The sequence below is a fragment of the Saccharopolyspora karakumensis genome (assembly GCF_004349225.1).
GTDB classification, from domain to species: domain Bacteria; phylum Actinomycetota; class Actinomycetes; order Mycobacteriales; family Pseudonocardiaceae; genus Saccharopolyspora; species Saccharopolyspora endophytica.
Window position 1 is genome coordinate 1 of the sequence record NZ_SMLA01000082.1, and the last position, 20,794, is coordinate 20,794.

Genomic DNA, 20,794 nt, shown 5'->3' on the forward strand with positions numbered 1-20,794 from the left:
TCCCTGACACCGGCGGTAACAGCGGCTCAATCCGCGCCCACGCGCGATCCGTCAACTCACCACGACCCACCACAACCCAAGATCAAACCAGACCGCGCCGCTAGATCAATTACAGGACAGAACCTAGTCCTTGCCCGCCGTGCCGCCGGTCGGCGGCTCCAGGCGCAGGACCCGGTCGTCGCTGGGGACGGGACGTCCGCCGTCGCGGTTGGTCGTGCCCAGCCACACCATGCCGTCCGGGGCCAGCGCGGCCGTGGCGAAGCGGCCGTAGCGGTTCTCCAGCACCTTGGTGGGCTGGCCGGTGAAGCTGCCGTCCGGCGCCGGGTGCAGCGTGTAGAGCGCCGAGGCGTCGCGCAGCGCCACGATCACGGTGGACGGATCCGCCGCGCATCCCGACACCCCGGGCCGGTCCGACCAGGTCCAGGCCGGATTGCCCAGCGGCTCACCGAACTTCACCTGGTAGAGGGAGTCCTTGCCGCTGTTGCGGTCGGTCACCCAGAACGTGCTCAGCGCGGCCGTGCCGCAGATCCCGGTGGGCTCGTTCAGGCCGGAGGTGACCACCGGCGAATCGCGCTGCGGATTGCCCTCGGCGGGCTTGCCGAAACCGTCGATGCGCAGCAGCTTCCCGGACAGCGTCGACGGGTTCGCGGAACCGGCCGGATCGCCGGCGTTGCCGGTGGCCACCAGCAGCGCGCCCTTGCCGTCGTCGAGCAGGGCGCCCGCGTTGCCGGTGGAGCCCTTGGGAATCCCGGTCAGCACCGGCTTCGGGCTGTCGCCGCTGGCGACCCGCACGACCCGGTTGTCCGAGCCGGTGGTGACGTAGGCGTAGAAGAGCTCGTCCTCGTGGTACGTCGGCGACAGGGCCAGGCCCGTGAGTCCGCCGCCGTTGCTCGAGTCGACGGGGATCTGCGCCAGCTCAACGGGTTTCGCGCCCTTCTTCACCCGCAGCACGCGACCCGTGGAGCGCTCGCCGACCAGCGCGCTCTGCCCGTCCGGCAGCACCGCGATCGCCCCGACCGGGTCCAGGCACGTGGTGATCACCGCGGGGTCGGGGTCCTCGCACCCGACCGGCTGCGCGGGCGGCTGCGGTTTCGCCTCGCCCGGGGCCTCCGACGGCGGTGCTTCGCTCTCGAACGAGGGCTGCGGACCGGCCTGCGGCGCCAGCGAGGGCTGCTCGGCGAACGGACGGTTGTGCTCGTCGGGGAACTCGGCGCATCCGCTCAGCACGATTCCGAGCACCGCGAAGGCGCCCACCAGCGCACGAGTACGACCCATCACGCCTCCGACCCTATCCGCCGTCGGGTGAACGCGTGGTGAGCCACCGCGATCAGCCGTTCACCTAAGGCCGGATCACAACGGGGGGTGCAGGGCGCGGCGGCGGGGTCGCCGGCGTTCCGGCAGCGGGAGGCGGATCCGGCGGACCGGCGGAGGTGGCGGGTCGATGCCGCGGCGAGCGCATTCGACGGCCTCGACCCGGCGCAGCAGCAGCGCCAACTCCTCCCGGACGGTGTCCGGGGCTTCCAGCGGGATGAAGTGGGAGGTGTCGAGCAGCCGCACCCTGGCCTGCGGGAGGGAACCGATCTGCCGCGCCGTGGTCAGCGGTTCTCCGAGGGGATCGTTGCGCCCGGCCAGCAGGGTGACCGGGCAGCTGATGCGCGGCAGGCCGTCGCGGACCGACGCGCTCCAGGCCAGCGCGAGTTCGACGTGCTTGCGCCAGTCGTGCTGCACCAGGTTGCGCAGGGCGTCCGTGATGCCGCCGAGGTCCTCGTCGTCGGGAAGCAGACCGGCCTGGCGCAGCAGGCGGGCGGGCAAGTCCCCGACCGGCAGCTGCGCGGTGATGGACTCCAGCAGGTCACCGGTCAGGCGCAGCGAGGCCGAGCCGCCCGCGGCCAGCAGCCTGCGCAGCGCATCGGGCACGCCGACGCTGGACAGCAGCATCTCCGCGCCCGCCGTGGGCGGTCCTGCCAGCAGCAGGAGCCCGCGCACGCGGTCGGGGTGGCGGGCGGCGAGCTCCACGGCCGGCGAAGTACCACCCGACCAGGCGAGGACGACGCACTCGGGCATGTCGGCGTCGTCGAGCACTGCGAGGGCGTCGGCCACGTGCTCACCGGTGGTGCCGGAGGAAATGCTCTCCGGTGACCAATTCAGCACCTGGGCCGCGCAATCGAGAGGAAGCAATTCCGGCGCCGAAACGAGTTCGGGAAGCATAAGCACCGCTCTCGGCGCGAACGAAGGCGACGGCCGGCCCTCACCGATGTCCAGGAAATGCGCACCACCAGCGGAGACATCGGATTGGTGCGACCTCGGCCCGCGGAATTCTGGGTCCTCCATCAGGACATTTTCCACCCGGAACGAGTCCTGTGGTATCGAACCTGTCACGTGTGGGGAAGGTTTTATCGCAAAGGCTCGCACTTTCAGGTGAAGATGCCCTAGCCTCCTGCGGCGTGAGCATCCAAGACGATCGCCCCGGCGGTGCGGGCGGCTCCCCCGACGATCGCAGCTACGGCGCGCACGCTCAGCGGCCCCGCGGCGCGAAGGTTTCGGCCAAGAGCACGCAGAGCCTCGGCGCACGCCAGCACAACTACTACGACGAAGACGACGGCTACAGCGACGGTGAAGCGACCTCGCTGGTGAGCGGTGTCGGCGAAGACTCCGGCTACGCCGAGGAACTCGGCAAGACGCGCAAGCCCTTCGCCTGGAACGCGGGAACCGACCTCGGGCTGCTGATCCTGCGCCTGGCGCTGGGAGGGGTCTTCCTCCTGCACGGTGCGCAGAAGCTGTTCGGCGCGTTCGGCGGCCCCGGCCCGGAGGGCTTCGCGGAGGTGCTCTCCGGCATGGGCTTCCAGCAGAGCGCCGCGCTCTCGCTGGTCACCGGTGGTACCGAGCTCGGTGCGGGTGCGCTGCTGGTCCTGGGCCTGTTCACGCCGGCCGCCGCGGCCGGCGTGGTGGGTCTGATGGCCAGTGCGGTGTTCGTCAAGCTGGGCGCCGGTTTCTTCAACGCCGACGGCGGGTTCGAGATGGATGCCATCCTCGGTGCCCTCGGTCTCGGCGTGATGTTCACCGGCCCCGGCCGGGTGGCCCTGGACTACGGGCGAGTGTGGTTCCGCCGTCCGTTGGGATTCGGCTTCTTCGGCCTGGTCGTCGCGGCTGGCGCGGCTGCGGCGATCCTGATCCTCTTCCACCGCCCCTGAGACGTGCACCGACGAGATCGGGCCTCGGCTCCAAGACCAGGAGCCGGGGCCCGATTTCTTCTCTCTCAAGAGCGATGTGGTCGTTCTGCGCAGCGGTGCGGGTAGGCGGAACCTGAGCGGCTCCGTGGACTGCGGGTGCCACTCCTGATGTATGTCCAATACACGGCGGAGCGGCCGTCCTCGCCACGAAGCCGCTCAGAACCCGCGGCGGTGCCAGTGCCTAGGGTGGGGCAAGGAGAAAGTGGCTTCGCCACTTGGCTCACGCAACGACGCAGCTCACTTGTTCACGTCGCGGACTGCTCCGTAGGAGGCGGACGTCGCGAGCTTGGCGTAGGCGCGGAGGGCTGTGGTGACCTTGCGCTCGCGGCCGATGGGCTGCCAGGGGTTCTCGCCGGCCTCCATCTTGGCGCGGCGTTCGGCCAGGACCTGCTCGTCGACCAGCAGCTCCAGCTTGCGCTCGTGGACGTCGATGAGGACCTGGTCGCCGTTCTCCACCAGGCCGATGAGCCCGCCGCCCGCGGCTTCCGGTGAGATGTGCCCGACCGACAGGCCCGACGAACCACCGGAGAACCGGCCGTCGGTGATCAGCGCGCACTTCTTGCCCAGACCGGATCCCTTGAGGAACGCGGTCGGGTGCAGCATCTCCTGCATGCCCGGGCCGCCGGCGGGGCCCTCGTAGCGGATCACCAGCACCTCACCGGGCTGGATCTCCTTGTTCAGGATCGCCGAGACCGCCTGCTCCTGGCTCTCCAGCACCCGCGCCGGACCCTGGAAGTGCCAGAGCTCCTCCTCGACGCCGGCCGCCTTGATGACCGCGCCCTCCTCGGCGAGGTTGCCCTTGAGCACGGCCAGGCCGCCGTCGACGGTGTAGGCGTGCTCGACGTCGCGGATGCAGCCGTTGGCGGCGTCGGTGTCCAGCGACGACCAGCGGTTGTCGGTGGAGAACGCCTTCGTGGTGCGCACTCCGCCGGGCGCGGCGTGGAAGATCTCCAGCGCCTTCTCCGACGGCGATTCGCCGCGGACGTCCCACGTGGACAGCCACGCGGTCAGGCTCTCGCTGTGGACCGAGGCGACGTCGCGGTGCAGCAGACCGGCGCGGTCGAGCTCACCCATGATCGCGCTGATGCCGCCGGCCCGGTGCACGTCCTCCATGTGGTAGTCGGAGTTCGGCGCGACCTTCGACAGGCACGGCACCTTGCGGCTGATCTCGGCGATGTCGTCGAGGGTGAAGTCGATCTCGCCCTCCTGCGCGGCGGCGAGGGTGTGCAGCACCGTGTTGGTGGAACCGCCCATCGCCATGTCCAGCGCCATCGCGTTCTCGAACGCCTGCTTGTTGGCGATCGAGCGCGGCAGGACGCTCTCGTCGTCGGACTGGTAGTAGCGCTTGGCGATGTTGACGACCGTGCGGCCGGCCTCCTGGAAGAGCTCGCGGCGCGCGGCGTGGGTGGCCAGCGTCGAACCGTTGCCCGGCAGCGCCAGCCCCAGCGCCTCGGTCAGGCAGTTCATCGAGTTCGCGGTGAACATGCCCGAGCACGAACCGCAGGTCGGGCACGCGGAGCGCTCGACCTCGGACAGGCCCTCGTCGTCGATCGCCGAGTTCGCCGAGGCCGAGATGGTGGTGATCAGGTCGGTCGGCGCGTGCGCGACGCCCTCGACCACGACGGCCTTGCCGGCCTCCATCGGGCCGCCGGAGACGAACACCGCGGGGATGTTCAGCCGCATCGCGGCGTTGAGCATGCCCGGGGTGATCTTGTCGCAGTTGGAGATGCACACCAGCGCGTCGGCCTGGTGCGCGTTGACCATGTACTCCACCGAGTCGGCGATGATCTCCCGCGAGGGCAGCGAGTAGAGCATGCCGCTGTGGCCCATGGCGATGCCGTCGTCGACGGCGATGGTGTGGAACTCGCGCGGCACGCCGCCCGCCTCGCGGATCGTCTCGGCCACGACGTCACCGAGGTCGCGCAGGTGCACGTGACCGGGCACGAACTGGGTGTAGGAGTTGGCGATCGCGACGATCGGCTTTCCGAAGTCGTCGTCGGTCATGCCGGTGGCGCGCCACAGCGAACGGGCGCCGGCGGCATTCCGGCCGTGAGTCGTGGTTCGGGAACGCAGCTGAGGCATTGGGAGACCTTCTTCGATTCCAGGCTTTGTGCGGTGGGGCCGGGTGCGGAGCCAGCGAGCTTCAACGCGAACGGCCCAGCCCGCTGACGTCGCCTTGTGGGCGCTAAGCGTGGCGGTGACTCCGACCCTACCCCTGCGAACACCGTGCTTGAGCACGCATGTCGGCCAGATTACGGGTCGGGATCTTCGGTGTCAGTCCTCGTCGGTGGACCGCGCGGTGGGGTCCGGGAGGTGTCCGCGGCTGACCAGGGAGATGGCGGGGAGGTGGCGCGGGCGCACGGTGGGCAGCGTGACCTCGGCGCCGTCGGTGGTGCTGGCGCGGACCTTGGACTGCTTGGTGATGGCCAGGCCCTTCAGCGACTCCCAGGGCAGGGTGCGCCCGCCGACGAGGGTGCGGGTCTTGATCCGCTCGGCGTCGACGGTGGTGCCCGGCCGCAGCACGGCCCACAGCAGTGCGAGCGGGATCAGGAAGACCAGCAGCCCCACCGGACCGGAGGTGGTGGCCAGCGGTACCGCGCAGGCGGCGACCGCGAGCACGGCGAGCAGCGACACGCGGGGGACCCGGAAGTTCAGCGACTCCGGGATCTCGGTGTTCCGCGGCTCCGCGGCGGGCGCGGATTCGGTGCTCTGCGGTTCGGCGGCGTCGTCCTGGGGTGTCTCGCTCACCCCTCGATGTTCTCACCTGGTCGGCTTCGCCCGTTCGGGACCCGAACCTCCCGCCGGCTGGGAGCCGGGGAGCGGCGCGTATCACACCCGCCGCGAATCTCGTCGCAACAGCATCGCTGAACTGGCAAAAGCGCGAACGGCCGGTTCGTGGCAGCCTGGACGCGCGCCCACCATGCGAGACGATCGTCCCGGATCGTTTGACGTGGCGCGACCGGTCCCATTAACGTCCTGGCCATGCTGCGACTGCACGACATTCTCGTACTTCCCTGGCGCGTCGACGCCTAAGGAAGTTCGCAGCGTCGACGCGCCAACCCTCGTGGGGCCTCTTTGTGGCCTGCGAGGGTTTTTTCGTGTCCGGTCCCACTCCCAACCACCGAGGTTGACCCGATGACCAGCGCCAATACCAGGCAGAATCCGGTCCCGGCGCCCCCGCCAGGACGCCGACCCAAGCCCGCGCCGCCCAGCGGTGCTCCGGTGAAGATGACGGGTGCGCAGGCACTCGTCCGCTCGCTGGAGTCCGTGGGTTGCGAGGTCGTCTTCGGGATTCCGGGTGGCACCATCCTCCCGTCCTACGACCCCTTGCTCGACTCCGAGAAGGTCCGGCACGTGCTGGTCCGCCACGAGCAGGGCGGCGGGCACGCGGCGACCGGATACGCGCAGGCCACCGGCAAGGTCGGGGTGTGCATGGCCACCTCCGGCCCGGGTGCGACGAACCTGGTCACCCCGCTCGCCGACGCGCACATGGACTCCGTCCCGGTCGTGGCGATCACCGGTCAGCAGTCCACCGGCCTGATCGGCACCGACGCCTTCCAGGAAGCCGACATCTGCGGCATCACGCTGCCGATCACCAAGCACAACTTCCTGGTCACCGACGCCGAGGACATCCCGCGGATCATCGCCGAGGCGTTCTACATCGCCGCCAGCGGTCGCCCGGGCCCGGTGCTGGTCGACATCCCCAAGGACGTCCAGCAGGCCACCATGTCCTTCTCCTGGCCGCCGGAGATGAAGCTGCCGGGGTACAAGCCGACCAGCAAGCCGCACGGAAAGCAGGTCCGCGAGGCCGCGAAGCTCGTGGTCGAGGCCAAGCAGCCGGTGCTCTACGTCGGTGGTGGTGTCATCAAGGCCGAGGCGCACGCCGAGCTGCGGCAGCTGGCCGAGCGCACGGGCATCCCGGTGGTCACCACGCTGATGGCGCGCGGTGCGTTCCCGGACTCGCACCCGCAGCACCTCGGCATGCCGGGCATGCACGGCACCGTCGCCGCGGTCGCCGCGATGCAGCGCTCCGACCTGCTGATCGCCCTGGGCACCCGGTTCGACGACCGGGTCACCGGCCAGCTCTCGTCGTTCGCGCCCGACGCCAAGGTCGTGCACGCCGACATCGACCCGGCCGAGATCTCCAAGAACCGCCACGCCGACGTCCCGATCGTCGGTGACTGCAAGGACGTCATCGCCGAGCTGACCGAGGCGTTCGAGGCCGCCGAGGCCGAGGACGGCACCGCGGACCTGACGGCGTGGTGGGCGATGCTGGACGACATCCGCGGCCGGTTCCCGCTCGGCTACGCCGAGCCCAGCGACGGCAGCCTGTCGCCGGAGTACGTCATCGAGCGGCTGGGCAAGATCGCCGGCACCGACGCGGTCTACGCCGCGGGCGTGGGCCAGCACCAGATGTGGGCCGCGCAGTTCGTCGGCTACGACAACCCGCGGACCTGGCTGAACTCCGGTGGCCTGGGAACCATGGGGTACGCGGTGCCCGCGGCCATGGGCGCCAAGGCCGGTGTGCCGGACAAGGTCGTGTGGGCCATCGACGGCGACGGCTGCTTCCAGATGACCAACCAGGAGCTCGCGACCTGCGCGATCGAGGACATCCCCATCAAGGTGGCCGTCATCAACAACGGCAACCTGGGTATGGTCCGGCAGTGGCAGAACCTGTTTTACGCCGAGCGTTACTCACACAGCGACCTCGGCACCCACAAGCACCGCATCCCGGACTTCAAGCTGCTCGCCGACGCCTACGGGTGCGCCGGCCTGCGGTGTGAGTCCAAAGAGGACGTCGACAGCGTCATCCAGCGGGCTATGGAGATCAACGACCGACCGGTCGTGATCGACTTCGTGGTGGGCAAGGACGCCCAGGTGTGGCCGATGGTGGCGGCGGGCACCGGCAACGACGAGATCATGGCGGCACGCGGCATCCGCCCCCTGTTCGAGGAGGACGAAGCGTGACTAGGCATACGCTGAGCGTTCTGGTGGAGAACGTTCCCGGTGTTCTCGCCCGGGTTTCCGGCCTGTTCTCCCGGCGGAGCTTCAACATCGAGTCGCTCGCGGTCGGCCCGACCGAGCACCCGGAGATCTCCCGGATGACGATCGTGGTCGCCGTCAGCGACCAGCCGCTGGAGCAGGTCACCAAGCAGCTCAACAAGCTGGTGAACGTGATCAAGATCGTGGAGCTGGAGGACGACGCCGCGGTGCAGCGCGAGCTGCTGCTGGTCAAGGTCCGCGCCGACTCCTCGGTGCGCAGCCAGGTCCTGGAGACCGTGCAGCTGTTCCGCGCCAAGGTGGTGGACGTCTCGCCGGAGGCGCTGACCATCGAGGCCACCGGCACCGCCGATAAGCTCGACGCGTTGCTGCGAATGCTGGAACCCTACGGCGTCCGCGAGATGGTGCAGTCGGGGACGATCGCGATCGGCCGAGGCCCCCGCTCCATCACGGCCACCGCAGTCCGCTGACAACCGGCTACCCCGCCACAGGCCCAACAGGCTCACGAGCTAGCGGTTGCCAGCCACGGCCGACAACCGATGAAGTCCCGAAAGGAAACGCTGAATCACCATGGCAGTTGAAATCTTCTACGACGCGGACGCGGACCTCGGCATCGTGCAGGGCCGCAAGGTCGCCGTCATCGGCTACGGCAGCCAGGGTCACGCCCACGCGCTGAGCCTGCGGGACTCGGGCGTGGACGTGCGCATCGGTCTGCCGGAGGGTTCCAAGTCCCGCGCCAAGGCCGAGGAGGAGGGCCTGAAGGTCCTCACCCCGTCCGAGGCGTCCGCCGAGGCCGACCTGATCATGATCCTGGCGCCCGACACCAAGCAGCGCGAGATCTACGCCAACGACGTCGCCCCGAACCTCAAGCAGGGTGACGCGCTGTTCTTCGGCCACGGCTTCAACATCCGCTACGGCCTGATCCAGCCGCCGGCCGACGTCGACGTCGCGATGGTCGCCCCGAAGGGTCCGGGCCACCTGGTCCGCCGCCAGTTCGTCGACGGCAAGGGCGTGCCGTGCCTGATCGCCGTCGAGCAGGACGCCTCGGGCAACGGCCAGGCCCTGGCGCTGTCCTACGCCGCCGCCATCGGCGGTGCCCGCGCCGGCGTCATCAAGACCACCTTCAAGGAGGAGACCGAGACCGACCTGTTCGGTGAGCAGGCCGTCCTCTGCGGTGGTGCCTCCGCGCTGGTGCAGAACGGTTTCGAGGTGCTGGTCGAGGCCGGTTACCAGCCGGAGATCGCCTACTTCGAGGTCCTGCACGAGCTCAAGCTGATCGTGGACCTGATGTGGGAGGGCGGCATCGCCGGTCAGCGCTACTCCTGCTCGGACACCGCCGAGTACGGCGACCTCACCCGCGGCCCGCGCGTCATCGACTCGCACGTCAAGGACTCGATGCGCAAGGTGCTCGGTGAGATCCAGGACGGCACCTTCGCCAAGGAGTGGGTGGCCGAGGACGAGGCCGGCCGCCCGAACTTCTCCAAGCTGCAGGCCGAGGGCAACGCCCACCAGATCGAAGAGGTCGGCAAGAAGCTCCGCTCGCTGATGTCCTGGACCAACAAGTGAGCTGATCTCCGAGCTCTCCGGAGCCCTCGGCAGCGTTGACCCGCCTGGCCCGGTGAACCCTCTCCCACGAGGTTTCACCGGGCCTCGCGTGTTTCGGCGGTGGTGGGTAGGTTTCCGCCGGGCGGGTCTCCCACAACGGGATATCGCTATGAGTGAGGGATACGGTACGCATCGTGAGTGCAGAGAACGAGATCGTCGACGACAAAGCGCACGTCCGCGACAAACTGGACTTCTCAGTCGCGGAGTGGATCACGAGCACGGATGATCCGGACGAACCGGGCGTCGAGATCGCGTTCGTCGACGGTTATGTGGGGATGCGGAACGGGGCGGATCCGGAGGGCCCCGTTCTCGTTTTCACCCCCGAGGAATGGGACGCGTTCGTCGCGGGCGCCAAGGACGGCGAATTCGACGAACCGTGAAGCCCGGCCGCCGTTCGGGCCTGATGTCGTCGGCGTGGGCGGCGTGGGCCCGTTCGGGTGCCGATCTCTCCCGCACTCTGGAACGGACGCCCCTTGCACGGGGTGTGATCTGCGATAATGCTGAAAGAGCGGGCCTTGTGGACGTGTTCGATCCAGCGGTGATCCGAGCTACACCCTTGTGAATGCTTTCTCAATCTCCCGTTAAACTTCCCCCGTCCGGGCACATCGTCGTGCCGATCGTGATCTTCCAGCTTGGAGTTCGCCCGTGACCAACGCAAGCCGTCCTGTCGTTCTTCTCGCCGAGAAGTTGGCCCCGTCCGTGATCGACGCCCTCGGCGAAGAGGTCGAGATCCGCAACGTGGACGGCACCGACCGTCCGGCGCTGCTCGACGCTGTCGCCGACGCCGATGCGCTGCTGGTCCGTTCCGCGACCAAGGTCGATGCCGAAGTCCTGTCGGCGGCCAAGAACCTCAAGGTCGTCGCCCGCGCGGGCGTCGGTCTCGACAACGTCGAGGTGCCCGCCGCCACCGAGCGCGGCGTGATGGTGGTCAACGCCCCCACCTCCAACATCGTCTCCGCCGCCGAGCACGCCATGGCGCTGCTGCTGTCGGTGGTCCGCAACGTGCCGCAGGCCGACGCGAGCCTGAAGGGCGGCGCCTGGAAGCGCAGCTCCTACGGCGGTGTCGAGCTCAACGGCAAGACCGTCGGTGTCGTCGGCCTGGGCAAGATCGGGCAGCTGTTCGCCGCCCGCGTCGCCGCCTTCGGCACCAAGCTCATCGCCTACGACCCCTACGTGTCGCCGGCCCGCGCCGCGCAGCTGGGCATCGAGCTGGTCTCGCTGGAGGAGCTGCTCAGCCGCGCCGACGCGTTGTCGATCCACCTCCCGAAGACCGCCGAGACCCTGGGCCTGATCGGTGCCGAGGAGCTCAAGAAGGCCAAGCCGAACCTGGTCATCATCAACGCCGCTCGCGGCGGTCTGGTCGACGAGGACGCGCTGGCCGACGCGCTGCGCAACGGCACCGTCGCCGGCGCCGGCATCGACGTGTTCAAGTCCGAGCCGATCACCGACAGCCCGCTGTTCTCCCTGGACAACGTCGTGGTCACCCCGCACCTGGGTGCCTCCACCACCGAGGCCCAGGACCGCGCGGGCACCGACGTGGCCAAGTCGGTCCGGCTGGCGCTGCGCGGCGACTTCGTCCCGGACGCGGTCAACGTCCAGGGCGGTGCGGTCGGCGAGGAGGTCCGCCCGTACCTGTCGCTGACCCAGAAGCTGGGCCAGCTGCTGGCCGCGCTGCAGGGCGGCACCCCGAGCTCGGTGACCATCGAGGCCCGCGGCGAGCTCGCCGACGAGGACGTCTCGGTGCTGCAGCTCGCGGCGCTGCGCGGCGTGTTCGCCGGTGCGGTCGAGAGCCAGGTGACCTTCGTCAACGCCCCGCAGCTGGCCGAGGAGCTGGGTGTCCAGGTCGAGGTCAAGACGACCTCGGAGAGCCCGAACCACCGCAGCGTCGTCTCGCTGCGCGCGCACATGGCCGACGGCAGCACCTCGGTCGTCTCCGGTGCGCTGTCGGGTCCGAACCAGGTGGAGAAGCTGGTCGAGGTCAACGGCCGGCACTTCGACCTGCGGGCCGAGGGCAACGTGCTGCTGCTGGAGTACCCGGACCGCCCGGGCGTGATGGGCAAGGTCGGCACGCTGCTGGGCGAGGTCGGCGTGAACATCGAGGCCGCGACGGTCAGCCAGACCACCGAGCGCTCCGAGGCGATCATGCTGCTGCGCGTGGACCGTCCGGTCGAGCAGGGCGTGCTGGAGCCGATCGGCGCTGCCGTGGGCGCGCGGATCGTGCGCACCGTCAGCTTTGAGTGATTCCGCAACGAGGTGTCGCTGAGTAGGTGCTCACCGACGGGCTCGCACGCTGAATAGCTCGAAAGCGTGAAGGGGTCGTCCCACTCCGTGGGACGGCCCCTCGTGCGTACCTGGACCGAAACAGTGCGTCACCCTTCTGGGTGTCCCACAGTTCGGGACTTATCATCCACTTGGTGGGCCCAGCGTGCCGCTCGTCGCGGGCATGCCGGTAGCCTTCGGCTCAACAGTTCGAGCCCCGCAGTTCGGGGTGGTTCTCGGGAGGTGTGTAGATGCGGCTCGCTGTGATCCCCGGCGACGGGATCGGGCCGGAGGTCGTTGCCGAGGCACTCAAGGTGCTCGGCGAGGTGGTGCCGGATACCGAGATCACCCGTTACGACCTCGGAGCCGCTCGCTGGCACGCGACGGGGGAGCTGCTCCCCGAGTCCGTGCTCGGTGAGCTCCGCCAGCACGACGCGATCCTGCTCGGCGCGGTCGGCGACCCATCGGTGCCCAGCGGCATCCTGGAGCGCGGTCTGCTGCTGCGGCTGCGCTTCGAACTCGACCACCACGTGAACCTGCGCCCCGCGCGGCTGTACCCGGGCGTGAAGAGCCCGGTGGCCGACCCGGGTGAGATCGACATGGTCGTCGTGCGCGAGGGCACCGAGGGCCTGTACGCGGGCAACGGTGGCCTGCTGCGCAAGGACACCACGCACGAGATCGCCACCGAGGTCAGCATCAACACCGCGTTCGGCGTCGAGCGGGTCGTGCGCGACGCGTTCGCCCGCGCCGCCTCGCGGCCGCGCAAGCACCTGACCCTGGTGCACAAGACCAACGTGCTCACCCACGCCGGCTCGTTGTGGTCGCGCGTGGTCGAAGAGGTCTCGCTGCAGTACCCGGACGTCACCGTGGCCTACCAGCACGTCGACGCCACCACGATCCACATGGTCACCGACCCGAGCCGGTTCGACGTGATCGTCACCGACAACCTCTTCGGCGACATCATCACCGACCTCTCGGGTGCGATCACCGGCGGCATCGGACTGGCGGCCAGCGGCAACATCGACGCCACCCGCCGCAACCCGAGCATGTTCGAGCCGGTGCACGGCAGCGCCCCGGACATCGCCGGGCAGGGCGTGGCCGACCCGACCGCCGCCGTGCTGTCGATCGCGATGCTGCTCGACCACGTCGGGCTCACCGAGGCCGCCAAGCGCGTCGAGGCCTCGGTGGCCTTCGACCTGGCGACCCGCGACCACTCGTCGCCGGGCGCCACGTTCGCCATCGGCGACCGGCTGGCCGCGCTGGTGTCCTCGCACGAGGTCGTGCCGCAGCCCTGATCGCTCGAAGATCGGCTCTCGCCCGAAGGGCGTCTCCCCGCTGGGGAGGCGCCCTTCGGTCTTTTCCGGATCGTGAGAAGTCCGTCGCGTTCGATGGACATCGGCGCGCGAGGTGTGCAGCATGGGGTCGTGGCTTTCCGCAGTGTGATCATTATTGGCGAGCGCGTCGGGTAAACATCTCCGCTTCCCGACGCGCTGACCTCTCGCATCTGCGGGGGGTCTTTTTTGTTGCCTGCGTCAAGATCCACGCCGAACCGATCGATCCGACGGGAGACAACCCAGTGACCCGCACCAAGCCGGCCGGCACGCCCCTGGGCGACGAGTTCCACGTCTACGACACGACGCTGCGGGACGGCGCGCAGCGCGAGGGGATTTCGTACTCGGTCACCGACAAGCTGGCCGTCGCGCGCCTGCTGGACGGACTCGGGGTCGGGTTCGTCGAAGGTGGTTGGCCCGGAGCGCTTCCCAAGGACACCGAGTTCTTTCACCGCGCGGCGCAAGGGGAACTCGAACTGGACCACGCCGCGCTCGTGGCGTTCGGCTCCACCCGCCGCGCGGGCTCCAAAGTGGACGAAGATCGTCAAGTTGCCGCACTGCTGGACTCTCGCGCCCCCGTGGTGACCCTCGTGGCCAAATCGGACCGCAGGCACGTCGAACGGGCGCTGCGCACCGACGTCGCCGAGAACTGCGCGATGATCACCGACACCGTCCGCCACCTCGTCGACCACGGCAGGCGGGTTTTCGTCGACGCCGAGCACTTCTTCGACGGCTACGCCTTCGACCCCGACACCTCGCTGCGGGTGCTCGACGCCGCGGCGGGCGCCGGCGCCGACGTCGTCGTGCTGTGCGACACCAACGGCGGCCAGCTCCCGCTGCAGCTGGCCGACACCGTGCGGGAGGTCATCGCGCGCACCGGGATCCGCGTCGGCATCCACTGCCAGGACGACACCGGTTGCGCCGTGGCCAACAGCGTCGCGGCGGTGCAGGCCGGTGCCACGCACGTGCAGTGCACCGCCAACGGCTACGGCGAGCGCGCGGGCAACGCGGATCTGTTCGCAGTTCTGGGAAATCTGGGCATGAAGCTCGACATGCCGGTGCTGCCCGAGGGCAAAATGCCCGAGCTGACCCGGGTTTCGCACGCGCTGGCCGAAATCGCCAACCTGGCGCCCGACACCCACCAGGCGTACGTGGGGCAGTCGGCGTTCGCGCACAAGGCAGGGCTGCACGCCAGCGCGATCAAAGTGGACCCCGAGCTCTACAACCACCTCGACCCGGCCGCGGTCGGCAACGGGATGCGGGTGCTGGTGACCGAGATGGCCGGTCGCGCCAGCCTGGAGCTCAAGGGCGCCGAACTCGGCCTGGAGCTCTCGCCGGAGGCCGTCGGGGGAGCGGTGCGGCAGGTCAAGGAGCTCGAAGCGCGCGGCTGGTCCTTCGAGGCCGCCGACGCGTCGCTGGAGTTGTTGCTGCGCCGGGAGATGACGGGTGCCGAGCTCGAAACACCGTTCGAGCTCGAGTCGTACCGGGTGCTGCTCGACCACCGCGACGACGGCGAGGTCGTGTCCGAGGCGACCGTGCGGGTCAGCGTGTCGGGGGAGCGGGTGATCGCCACGGCGGAGGGCAACGGTCCCGTCAACGCCCTCGACGCCGCGCTGCGCAAGGCCCTCGTGCCGCACCTGCCGTGGCTGGAGTCGGTGGAGCTGACCGACTACAAGGTCCGCATCCTCGTCGACGAGCCGGGCACCGACGCCGTCACCCGGGTGCTGGTCGAGTCCCGCGACGGCGAGCACGAGTGGACCACCGTGGGCGTGCACGCCAACATCGTCGAGGCCAGCTGGCTCGCGCTCTGCGACGCCCTCATCTACAAGGCCCGCGCCGCGATGTGACCGCAGCCTCCCGCTGAACCCCGGAATGCGGTGGCGGGTTCCGGTGCCCGAGTATGTTGGGCGCGGGTTCCCACCACCCGTCCACATGAGATTTGCGGAGGTTGTCTTGCGGTTGGCTCGTGTCGCCCACTCTGACGGGGTTTCCTTTGTCGCGTTGGAGCCGGATCCGGCGGCGCCGCGGGAGAAGATCGTGGCGGTCGAGATCGACCAGCACCCGTTCGGCTCGCCCACCTACACCGGTCGGAAGTGGCCGATGGCCGACGTGCGCCTGCTGGCGCCGATCCTGCCGAGCAAGGTGATCTGCGTGGGCAAGAACTACGCCGAGCACGCGCGCGAGATGGGCGGCGAGGCGCCTGAGAACCCGCTGATCTTCATGAAGCCGTCGACGTCGGTGATCGGCCCGAATTCGCCGATCAAGCTGCCGCCGAACTCCGAGCGGGTGGACTTCGAGGGCGAGCTGGCCGCGATCATCGGCCAGCCCTGCAAGGACGTCCCGGAGGCGCGCGGCACCGAGGTGCTGCTCGGCTACACGATCGCCAACGACGTGACCGCCCGCGACCAGCAGAAGGCCGACGGGCAGTGGACGCGCGCCAAGGGATACGACACGTTCTGCCCGCTGGGCCCGTGGATCGACACCGAGATCGATCCCTCGGACCTGTCCATCCGCACCGACCTGGACGGTGAGGTCAAGCAGGACGGCCGCACCTCGCAGCTGGTGCACGGCATCGGCGGTCTGGTCTCGTGGGTCTCGCGGATCATGACGCTGCTGCCCGGCGACGTCATCCTCACCGGCACTCCGGCGGGTGTCGGCCCGATGACCGACGGCCAGAAGGTCACGGTCTCCATCGACGGTCTCGGCGCCCTGACGAATCCCGTCCAGAACGCCTGAGGCCGGTGGGCGGGCGGTCGTGGTCCGAACCGCCCGCCTGTCGTCCGATCGGTTCGGACCAGAACTCCCGCTGTCGCGCGGCGGCTACCGCAGGGCCTCGCGAGGCGGGCGTTCCCGCACAGCGCCGTAGGCGAGCAGGTACGGCGGGAAGCGGCGGAGGAACGGCAGCTGTGAGACCGCGCGGACCGGCAGCGGCAGCCTCGCCGAGTCACCGAGATCGATCTCGCCGCGCAGAGCGGGCCCCACCACGTTCTCGTGGATCATGCGCTGGAAGCCCTGGATCAGCACCGTGGTCAGCCAGCGGCGCCGCTGGACGGCTGCCACGTGCTCGCGCCGCAGCCGGCCCTCGCGCAGCGGTCCCGCGAGGTGGCGGGCCGCCGCGACGGCGTCCTGCACCGCGAGGTTGATGCCGATGCCACCCACCGGGGACATCGCGTGCGCCGCGTCGCCGATGCACAGCAGGCCCGGCACGTGCCACTTGCGCAGCCGGTCCAGCGTCACGTGCAGCAGCTTCACGTCATCCCACGAGCGCACCAGCTCGCGGTCTCCGAGCCACGGGACCTCCCGCTTGAGCTGCGCGTTGAACTCCTCGATCGGCCGGGAGCGGCCCGCGGCGTCGGAGCCCTTGTGGATGATCGAGGCGACCTGGAAGTAGTCCCGCCGGTCGATGAGCACCTGGAAGGCGCGCTTGCGCAGCAGCCCGACCAGGCCCTCCGGGTCGCCCTCCTGGCGCGGCACCCGGAACCAGCGGACGTCCATCGGGGTCGGGAAGTCCCGCAGTCCGAGCTCCGGCAGGTCCCGCACGAACGACTTGCGGCCGTCGCAGGCCACGGTGATGGTGGCGCGCAGTTCACCGGTCTGCCCCGAGTCGGTGCGGTAGCGCACGCCGCGTACCCGGCCGCCCTCCCGGATCAGCTCGGTGGCCTCGGTGTTCATCCGCAGCGTGAACCCCGGTTCGGCCTTGCCCTCGTCGGCGAGCATGTCCAGCAGGTCCCACTGCGGAACCATCGCGACGTAGTTGTGCTTGATCGGCAGCAGCGAGAAGTCGCCCATCGTGAACAGCTCCCCGTCCGGGCCGAGGGGGAGCTGGATCTTGCTGATCCGGCTCTGCGGGATCCGGGCGAAGCGGTCGGCCAGGCCGAGGTCGTCGAGCAGCTGGAGGGTCGTGGGGTGCACCGTGTCACCGCGGAAGTCGCGCAGGAAGTCGCCGTGCTTCTCCAGGACCGTGACCTCGACTCCAGCTCGGGCGAGCAGCAGTCCGAGAACCATGCCGGCGGGTCCGCCGCCGACGACGACGCAGGTGGTGCGCTCCATTGCGATCCCCCTCCAGAGTTTTCAACGACTGTTGAATAAATTCAGGATGCACCTACCGGATGCGGCCGTCAAGCGCGCACGAGCACTGGCTACGCTGAAACCGTTATGAGCACGCCAGAAGCCAGCAAAGACGCAGCCCAGGACGAGGTAACCCGGCCGGTTCGTGCCCGGTTCTGCCCGTCGCCGACCGGAACCCCGCACGTCGGCCTGATCCGCACCGCCCTCTACAACTGGGCGTTCGCCCGGCACAACAAGGGCAAGCTGGTGTTCCGCATCGAGGACACCGACTCCGCCCGCGACAGCGAGGAGTCCTACCAGGCGCTGCTCGACGCGTTGCGCTGGCTGGGCCTCGACTGGGACGAAGGCCCCGGAGTCGGCGGCGACCACGGCCCCTACCGGCAGAGCGAGCGGCGCGACATCTACGCCGACATCGCCCAGCGCCTGCTGGCCGCCGGTGAGCTCTACGAGGCCTACTCCAGCCCCGAAGAGGTCGAAGCCCGCCACAAGGCCGCCGGACGCGACCCCAAGCTCGGCTACGACAACTTCGACCGCGACCTCACCGACGAGCAGCGCGAGGCCTACAAGGCCGAAGGCCGCACGCCGGTGCTGCGGCTGAAGATGCCCGCGCGCGACATCACCTTCACCGACCTGGTGCGCGGCGACATCACCTTCCCCGCGGGCAGCCTCCCCGACCCGGTGCTCGTGCGCGGCAACGGCGACCCGCTCTACACGCTCACCAACCCGGTCGACGACGCGCTCATGCAGATCAGCCACGTCCTGCGCGGCGAAGACCTGCTGTCGTCCACGCCGCGCCAGATCGCGCTCTACGAAGCGCTGCAGCGCATCGGCGTCACCGACTTCACGCCCGAGTTCGGCCACCTGCCGTTCGTCATGGGCGAGGGCAACAAGAAGCTGTCCAAGCGCGACCCGCAGTCCAACCTGTTCCACCACCGCGACCGGGGCTTCCTGCCGGAGGGCCTGCTCAACTACCTCGCGCTGCTGGGCTGGTCGATCTCCGAGGACCGCGACGTGTTCACCCTCGACGAGATGGTCGAGGCGTTCGAGATCGGACGCGTCAGCTCCAACCCGGCCCGCTTCGACCAGAAGAAGGCCGACGCCATCAACTCCGCGCACCTGCGCGCCCTGGCGCCCGACGACTTCGTCGAGCGCATCGTGCCCTACCTCATCAACGGCGGAGTGCTGCCCGCAGAACCCACCGAGTCGCAGCTGGAGACCGTGCGCGCCGCGGCACCGCTGGTGCAGGAGCGGCTCATCGTGCTCTCCGACGCCGTCGGCATGATGGCCTTCCTGTTCGCCGGCGACGACTTCCAGCCCGAGGAGGCCTCCGCGCAGAAGGCCCTCGGCGACGACGCGCAGCCCGTGCTGCAGGCCGCGATCGGCTCGCTCGACGAGCTGCCGGAGTGGACCACCGCCGCCATCGAGGAGGCGCTCAAGGTCTCCGTCGTCGACGGCCTGGGCATCAAGCCGCGCAAGGCGTTCGCCCCGGTCCGCGTCGCCATCACCGGCCGCACCGTGTCGCCGCCGCTGTACGAGTCGATGGAGCTCCTCGGCCGCGAGGTCTCCCTGGCGAGGCTCCGCAAGGCCCTCGCCTGAGCGCACCACCGGACACGCCGCCGCGACGCGCGCCCGCGTCGCGGCGGCGTCGTCTTCTCACCTGCGCGATCGCTCCGAACTCCGCAGAGCCCAACTGCTAAGACGGGTGGGAAGCGGCCTTCGGTTGCACAGTGTTTCCAGACCCACAGCAGACTTCACTAGGTTGGCAGAGTCGGACGCGGTGCGTGAACGCCTAGCCTCTCGGGGTGACATCCGCGGCTGACGCATCGAATCCCCGCAATCCCGCTCAGATCAAGGCCGTCTGCCTCGACCTCGACGACACCTTGCTCGACAGCCAGAGCGCGGCGCGCAGCTCCCTCAGAGAGCTCCTCGGCACCGACCGGGCGTGGCCCGTGTGGGAACGCACCACCGACCGGTACTACGCGCGATTCGTCAACGCCCAGTTGCCCTTCGACGTCATGTGCGTCGAACGCACCCGCGCCTTCTTCGCCGCCTTCGGCGAGCACATCGACTACGCCGAAGCCCAGCGTCGCGAGAGCCGGCGCATGGAGGCCATGCAACGCGCCTGGGGGCTCTTCGACGACGCCCTCGACTGCCTCGACTGGATGCGCGCCAGCGGCCTCCGCCTCGCCGCCGTCACCAACGCCCCCAGCGCGTACCAGCGCAAGAAGCTCGCCGCCGTCGGGCTCGCCGACGCCTTCGACGCGGTCGTCATCTCCGGCGAGATCGGCGTCGCCAAGCCCGACCCGCGGATCTTCCACACCGCGTGCGAACGGCTCGGCCTCCAAGCCCACGAAGTCGCCCACGTCGGCGACAGGCTCACCACCGACGCCCGAGGAGCCGCTCGCGCCGGCCTCAGCGGCATCTGGCTCAACCGCGACCAGGTCCCCGCACCCCGGGGCACCGCCGAGCACCCCATCGCCACCATCACCAGCCTTCGCGAACTCCCCGAACTGCTCGTCACCGAGATCGCCGCACCCGACTTCGCCGATCTCGTCGGCCAGACCCCCTGAACCGGGCCGCCACCTGCGAGAACATCCAAACAGGGGGGGTGCTGGAAAGGCCCCTCAACGGGTGGTCTAATATATTCACCAACGCAGCGGACAGAAGTCCGGAAGCCGAACTCCCCAGCGGAGATCGGAATTCGGGACAACTGGCCGTTCAGCACCATGGGGTATGGTGTAATCGGCAGCACGACTGATTCTGGTTCAGTTAGTCTAGGTTCGAGTCCTGGTACCCCAGCGAGCAGATCACTCCGGTGATCTCTCAAACGCGGTCCCGTCGTCTAGCGGCCTAGGACGCCGCCCTCTCAAGGCGGTAGCGCGGGTTCAAATCCCGTCGGGACTACAGAGGTGGGAGGCCCCTGTCTGCGGAATGCGCAGACAGGGGCTTCCTTCGTCATTGTGTTGGGGGGTTAACCCCCCATGCCCCCCACGGTGCGGTGGTTGCTCTGGGGAGAGCTCCTTCCTTTGGGATTCGTTCCCCGGCCTGGGTTTCTGACCAGCTGGTTGGGCCGCCTGCGCTTCGCTTGGCTGCTTGGGGGGCTTGCCTGCGCTTCGCTTGGCTGCTTGGTTGCTTCGTTGTTCTTTGGTTGGGTTGTTGGCTCGTTGCTTCGCGCCTCGGGTTGTCTCTTTTTGGGTTTTCTTTCTTCTTCCTCCGCTCCTTCCCCTCTTGCTCCTCTCTTTGTTGTTGGGGTCACGTCTTCTTTGTTTTTGCTGGTTGTGGGGTTGGGGTGGGGGGTTG

General features: G+C 69.2%; 16 protein-coding genes and 2 tRNA genes. 13 read left to right on the forward strand and 5 right to left on the reverse strand.

Translation table 11 applies throughout. From position 1 onward, the window contains the following. Window positions 1-123: 123 nt before the first annotated feature. Together E1202_RS29465 and E1202_RS29470 are read right to left on the reverse strand one after the other, a co-directional pair. On the reverse strand, window positions 124-1,275 hold the full coding sequence (locus tag E1202_RS29465; RefSeq protein WP_207918988.1) for a PQQ-dependent sugar dehydrogenase: 1,152 nt from the start codon (window positions 1,273-1,275) through the stop codon (window positions 124-126). 75 nt (window positions 1,276-1,350) lie between these two features. Beyond that, the gene (locus E1202_RS29470; protein ID WP_165944026.1) at window positions 1,351-2,151 is read right to left on the reverse strand and encodes an alpha/beta fold hydrolase; all 801 of its coding nucleotides are present in this window, start codon (window positions 2,149-2,151) and stop codon (window positions 1,351-1,353) included. Between the two features lie 293 nt (window positions 2,152-2,444). Here E1202_RS29470 and E1202_RS29475 point away from each other — a divergent pair, with 293 nt between their 5' ends. After that, window positions 2,445-3,191 carry a DoxX family protein gene (locus tag E1202_RS29475; RefSeq protein ID WP_132686589.1) on the forward strand — a complete coding sequence of 249 codons (747 nt, stop codon included), beginning with the start codon at window positions 2,445-2,447 and terminating at the stop codon, window positions 3,189-3,191. A gap of 276 nt (window positions 3,192-3,467) precedes the next feature. Here the strand turns inward: E1202_RS29475 and ilvD are convergent, their stop codons facing one another. Continuing rightward, entirely contained in the window at window positions 3,468-5,312 is a 1,845-nt protein-coding gene (ilvD, locus tag E1202_RS29480) for a dihydroxy-acid dehydratase (RefSeq protein WP_132686590.1), read from the reverse strand. 192 nt (window positions 5,313-5,504) lie between these two features. Then, window positions 5,505-5,978, reverse strand: a complete 474-nt coding sequence (locus E1202_RS29485; protein WP_235879100.1) for a PH domain-containing protein — start codon at window positions 5,976-5,978, stop codon at window positions 5,505-5,507. 387 nt (window positions 5,979-6,365) lie between these two features. Here E1202_RS29485 and E1202_RS29490 point away from each other — a divergent pair, with 387 nt between their 5' ends. From E1202_RS29490 to E1202_RS29525, 8 genes are all read left to right on the forward strand, one after another. Then, entirely contained in the window at window positions 6,366-8,198 is a 1,833-nt protein-coding gene (locus tag E1202_RS29490; protein WP_132686591.1) for an acetolactate synthase large subunit, read from the forward strand. After that, window positions 8,195-8,701, forward strand: coding sequence for an acetolactate synthase small subunit (gene ilvN / locus E1202_RS29495; RefSeq protein WP_093413489.1), 507 nt, complete (start codon window positions 8,195-8,197; stop codon window positions 8,699-8,701). Before E1202_RS29490 ends, ilvN begins: the two co-directional genes overlap by 4 nt. A 100-nt stretch (window positions 8,702-8,801) precedes the next feature. Further along, on the forward strand, window positions 8,802-9,797 hold the full coding sequence (ilvC, locus tag E1202_RS29500; RefSeq protein WP_132686592.1) for a ketol-acid reductoisomerase: 996 nt from the start codon (window positions 8,802-8,804) through the stop codon (window positions 9,795-9,797). 173 nt (window positions 9,798-9,970) lie between these two features. Beyond that, complete coding sequence (locus tag E1202_RS29505) at window positions 9,971-10,216, forward strand: DUF397 domain-containing protein (protein WP_132627456.1); 246 nt, start codon at window positions 9,971-9,973, stop codon at window positions 10,214-10,216. Window positions 10,217-10,481: 265 nt separating this feature from the next. After that, complete coding sequence (serA, locus tag E1202_RS29510; RefSeq protein WP_132686593.1) at window positions 10,482-12,077, forward strand: phosphoglycerate dehydrogenase; 1,596 nt, start codon at window positions 10,482-10,484, stop codon at window positions 12,075-12,077. A gap of 269 nt (window positions 12,078-12,346) precedes the next feature. Beyond that, window positions 12,347-13,390 carry a 3-isopropylmalate dehydrogenase gene (locus E1202_RS29515; RefSeq protein ID WP_132676788.1) on the forward strand — a complete coding sequence of 348 codons (1,044 nt, stop codon included), beginning with the start codon at window positions 12,347-12,349 and terminating at the stop codon, window positions 13,388-13,390. Between the two features lie 281 nt (window positions 13,391-13,671). Continuing rightward, window positions 13,672-15,273, forward strand: coding sequence for a citramalate synthase (gene cimA, locus E1202_RS29520; RefSeq protein WP_132686594.1), 1,602 nt, complete (start codon window positions 13,672-13,674; stop codon window positions 15,271-15,273). Between the two features lie 106 nt (window positions 15,274-15,379). Next, complete coding sequence (locus E1202_RS29525; RefSeq protein WP_132686595.1) at window positions 15,380-16,162, forward strand: fumarylacetoacetate hydrolase family protein; 783 nt, start codon at window positions 15,380-15,382, stop codon at window positions 16,160-16,162. 84 nt (window positions 16,163-16,246) lie between these two features. Here the strand turns inward: E1202_RS29525 and E1202_RS29530 are convergent, their stop codons facing one another. After that, the gene (locus E1202_RS29530; protein WP_132686596.1) at window positions 16,247-17,476 is read right to left on the reverse strand and encodes an FAD-dependent oxidoreductase; all 1,230 of its coding nucleotides are present in this window, start codon (window positions 17,474-17,476) and stop codon (window positions 16,247-16,249) included. Between the two features lie 105 nt (window positions 17,477-17,581). On the opposite strand from E1202_RS29530, the gene gltX reads away from it, so the two are divergent. The 4 genes from gltX (at window position 17,582) to E1202_RS29550 (ending at window position 20,398) form a co-directional block, all read left to right on the forward strand. Continuing rightward, a complete protein-coding gene (gltX, locus tag E1202_RS29535; protein WP_132686597.1) occupies window positions 17,582-19,090 on the forward strand; it encodes a glutamate--tRNA ligase in 1,509 nt (502 codons plus the stop codon). 206 nt (window positions 19,091-19,296) lie between these two features. Further along, window positions 19,297-20,064 (forward strand): HAD family hydrolase, encoded by a 768-nt coding sequence (locus E1202_RS29540; protein ID WP_132686598.1) that lies wholly within the window; start codon window positions 19,297-19,299, stop codon window positions 20,062-20,064. A gap of 157 nt (window positions 20,065-20,221) precedes the next feature. Then, window positions 20,222-20,293, forward strand: a tRNA-Gln gene (locus tag E1202_RS29545). Window positions 20,294-20,325: 32 nt separating this feature from the next. After that, window positions 20,326-20,398, forward strand: a tRNA-Glu gene (locus E1202_RS29550). The last annotated feature ends 396 nt before the right edge of the window (window positions 20,399-20,794 follow it).

Coding starts and splice junctions, on each gene's coding strand:
- E1202_RS29465 (WP_207918988.1), bottom strand. CDS start 1,275: ATGGGTCGTACTCGTGCGCTGGTGGGCGCCTTCGCGGTGCTCGGAATC.
- ilvD (WP_132686590.1), bottom strand. CDS start 5,312: ATGCCTCAGCTGCGTTCCCGAACCACGACTCACGGCCGGAATGCCGCC.
- E1202_RS29490 (WP_132686591.1), top strand. CDS start 6,366: ATGACCAGCGCCAATACCAGGCAGAATCCGGTCCCGGCGCCCCCGCCA.
- ilvC (WP_132686592.1), top strand. CDS start 8,802: ATGGCAGTTGAAATCTTCTACGACGCGGACGCGGACCTCGGCATCGTG.
- E1202_RS29515 (WP_132676788.1), top strand. CDS start 12,347: ATGCGGCTCGCTGTGATCCCCGGCGACGGGATCGGGCCGGAGGTCGTT.
- E1202_RS29530 (WP_132686596.1), bottom strand. CDS start 17,476: ATGGAGCGCACCACCTGCGTCGTCGTCGGCGGCGGACCCGCCGGCATG.
- gltX (WP_132686597.1), top strand. CDS start 17,582: ATGAGCACGCCAGAAGCCAGCAAAGACGCAGCCCAGGACGAGGTAACC.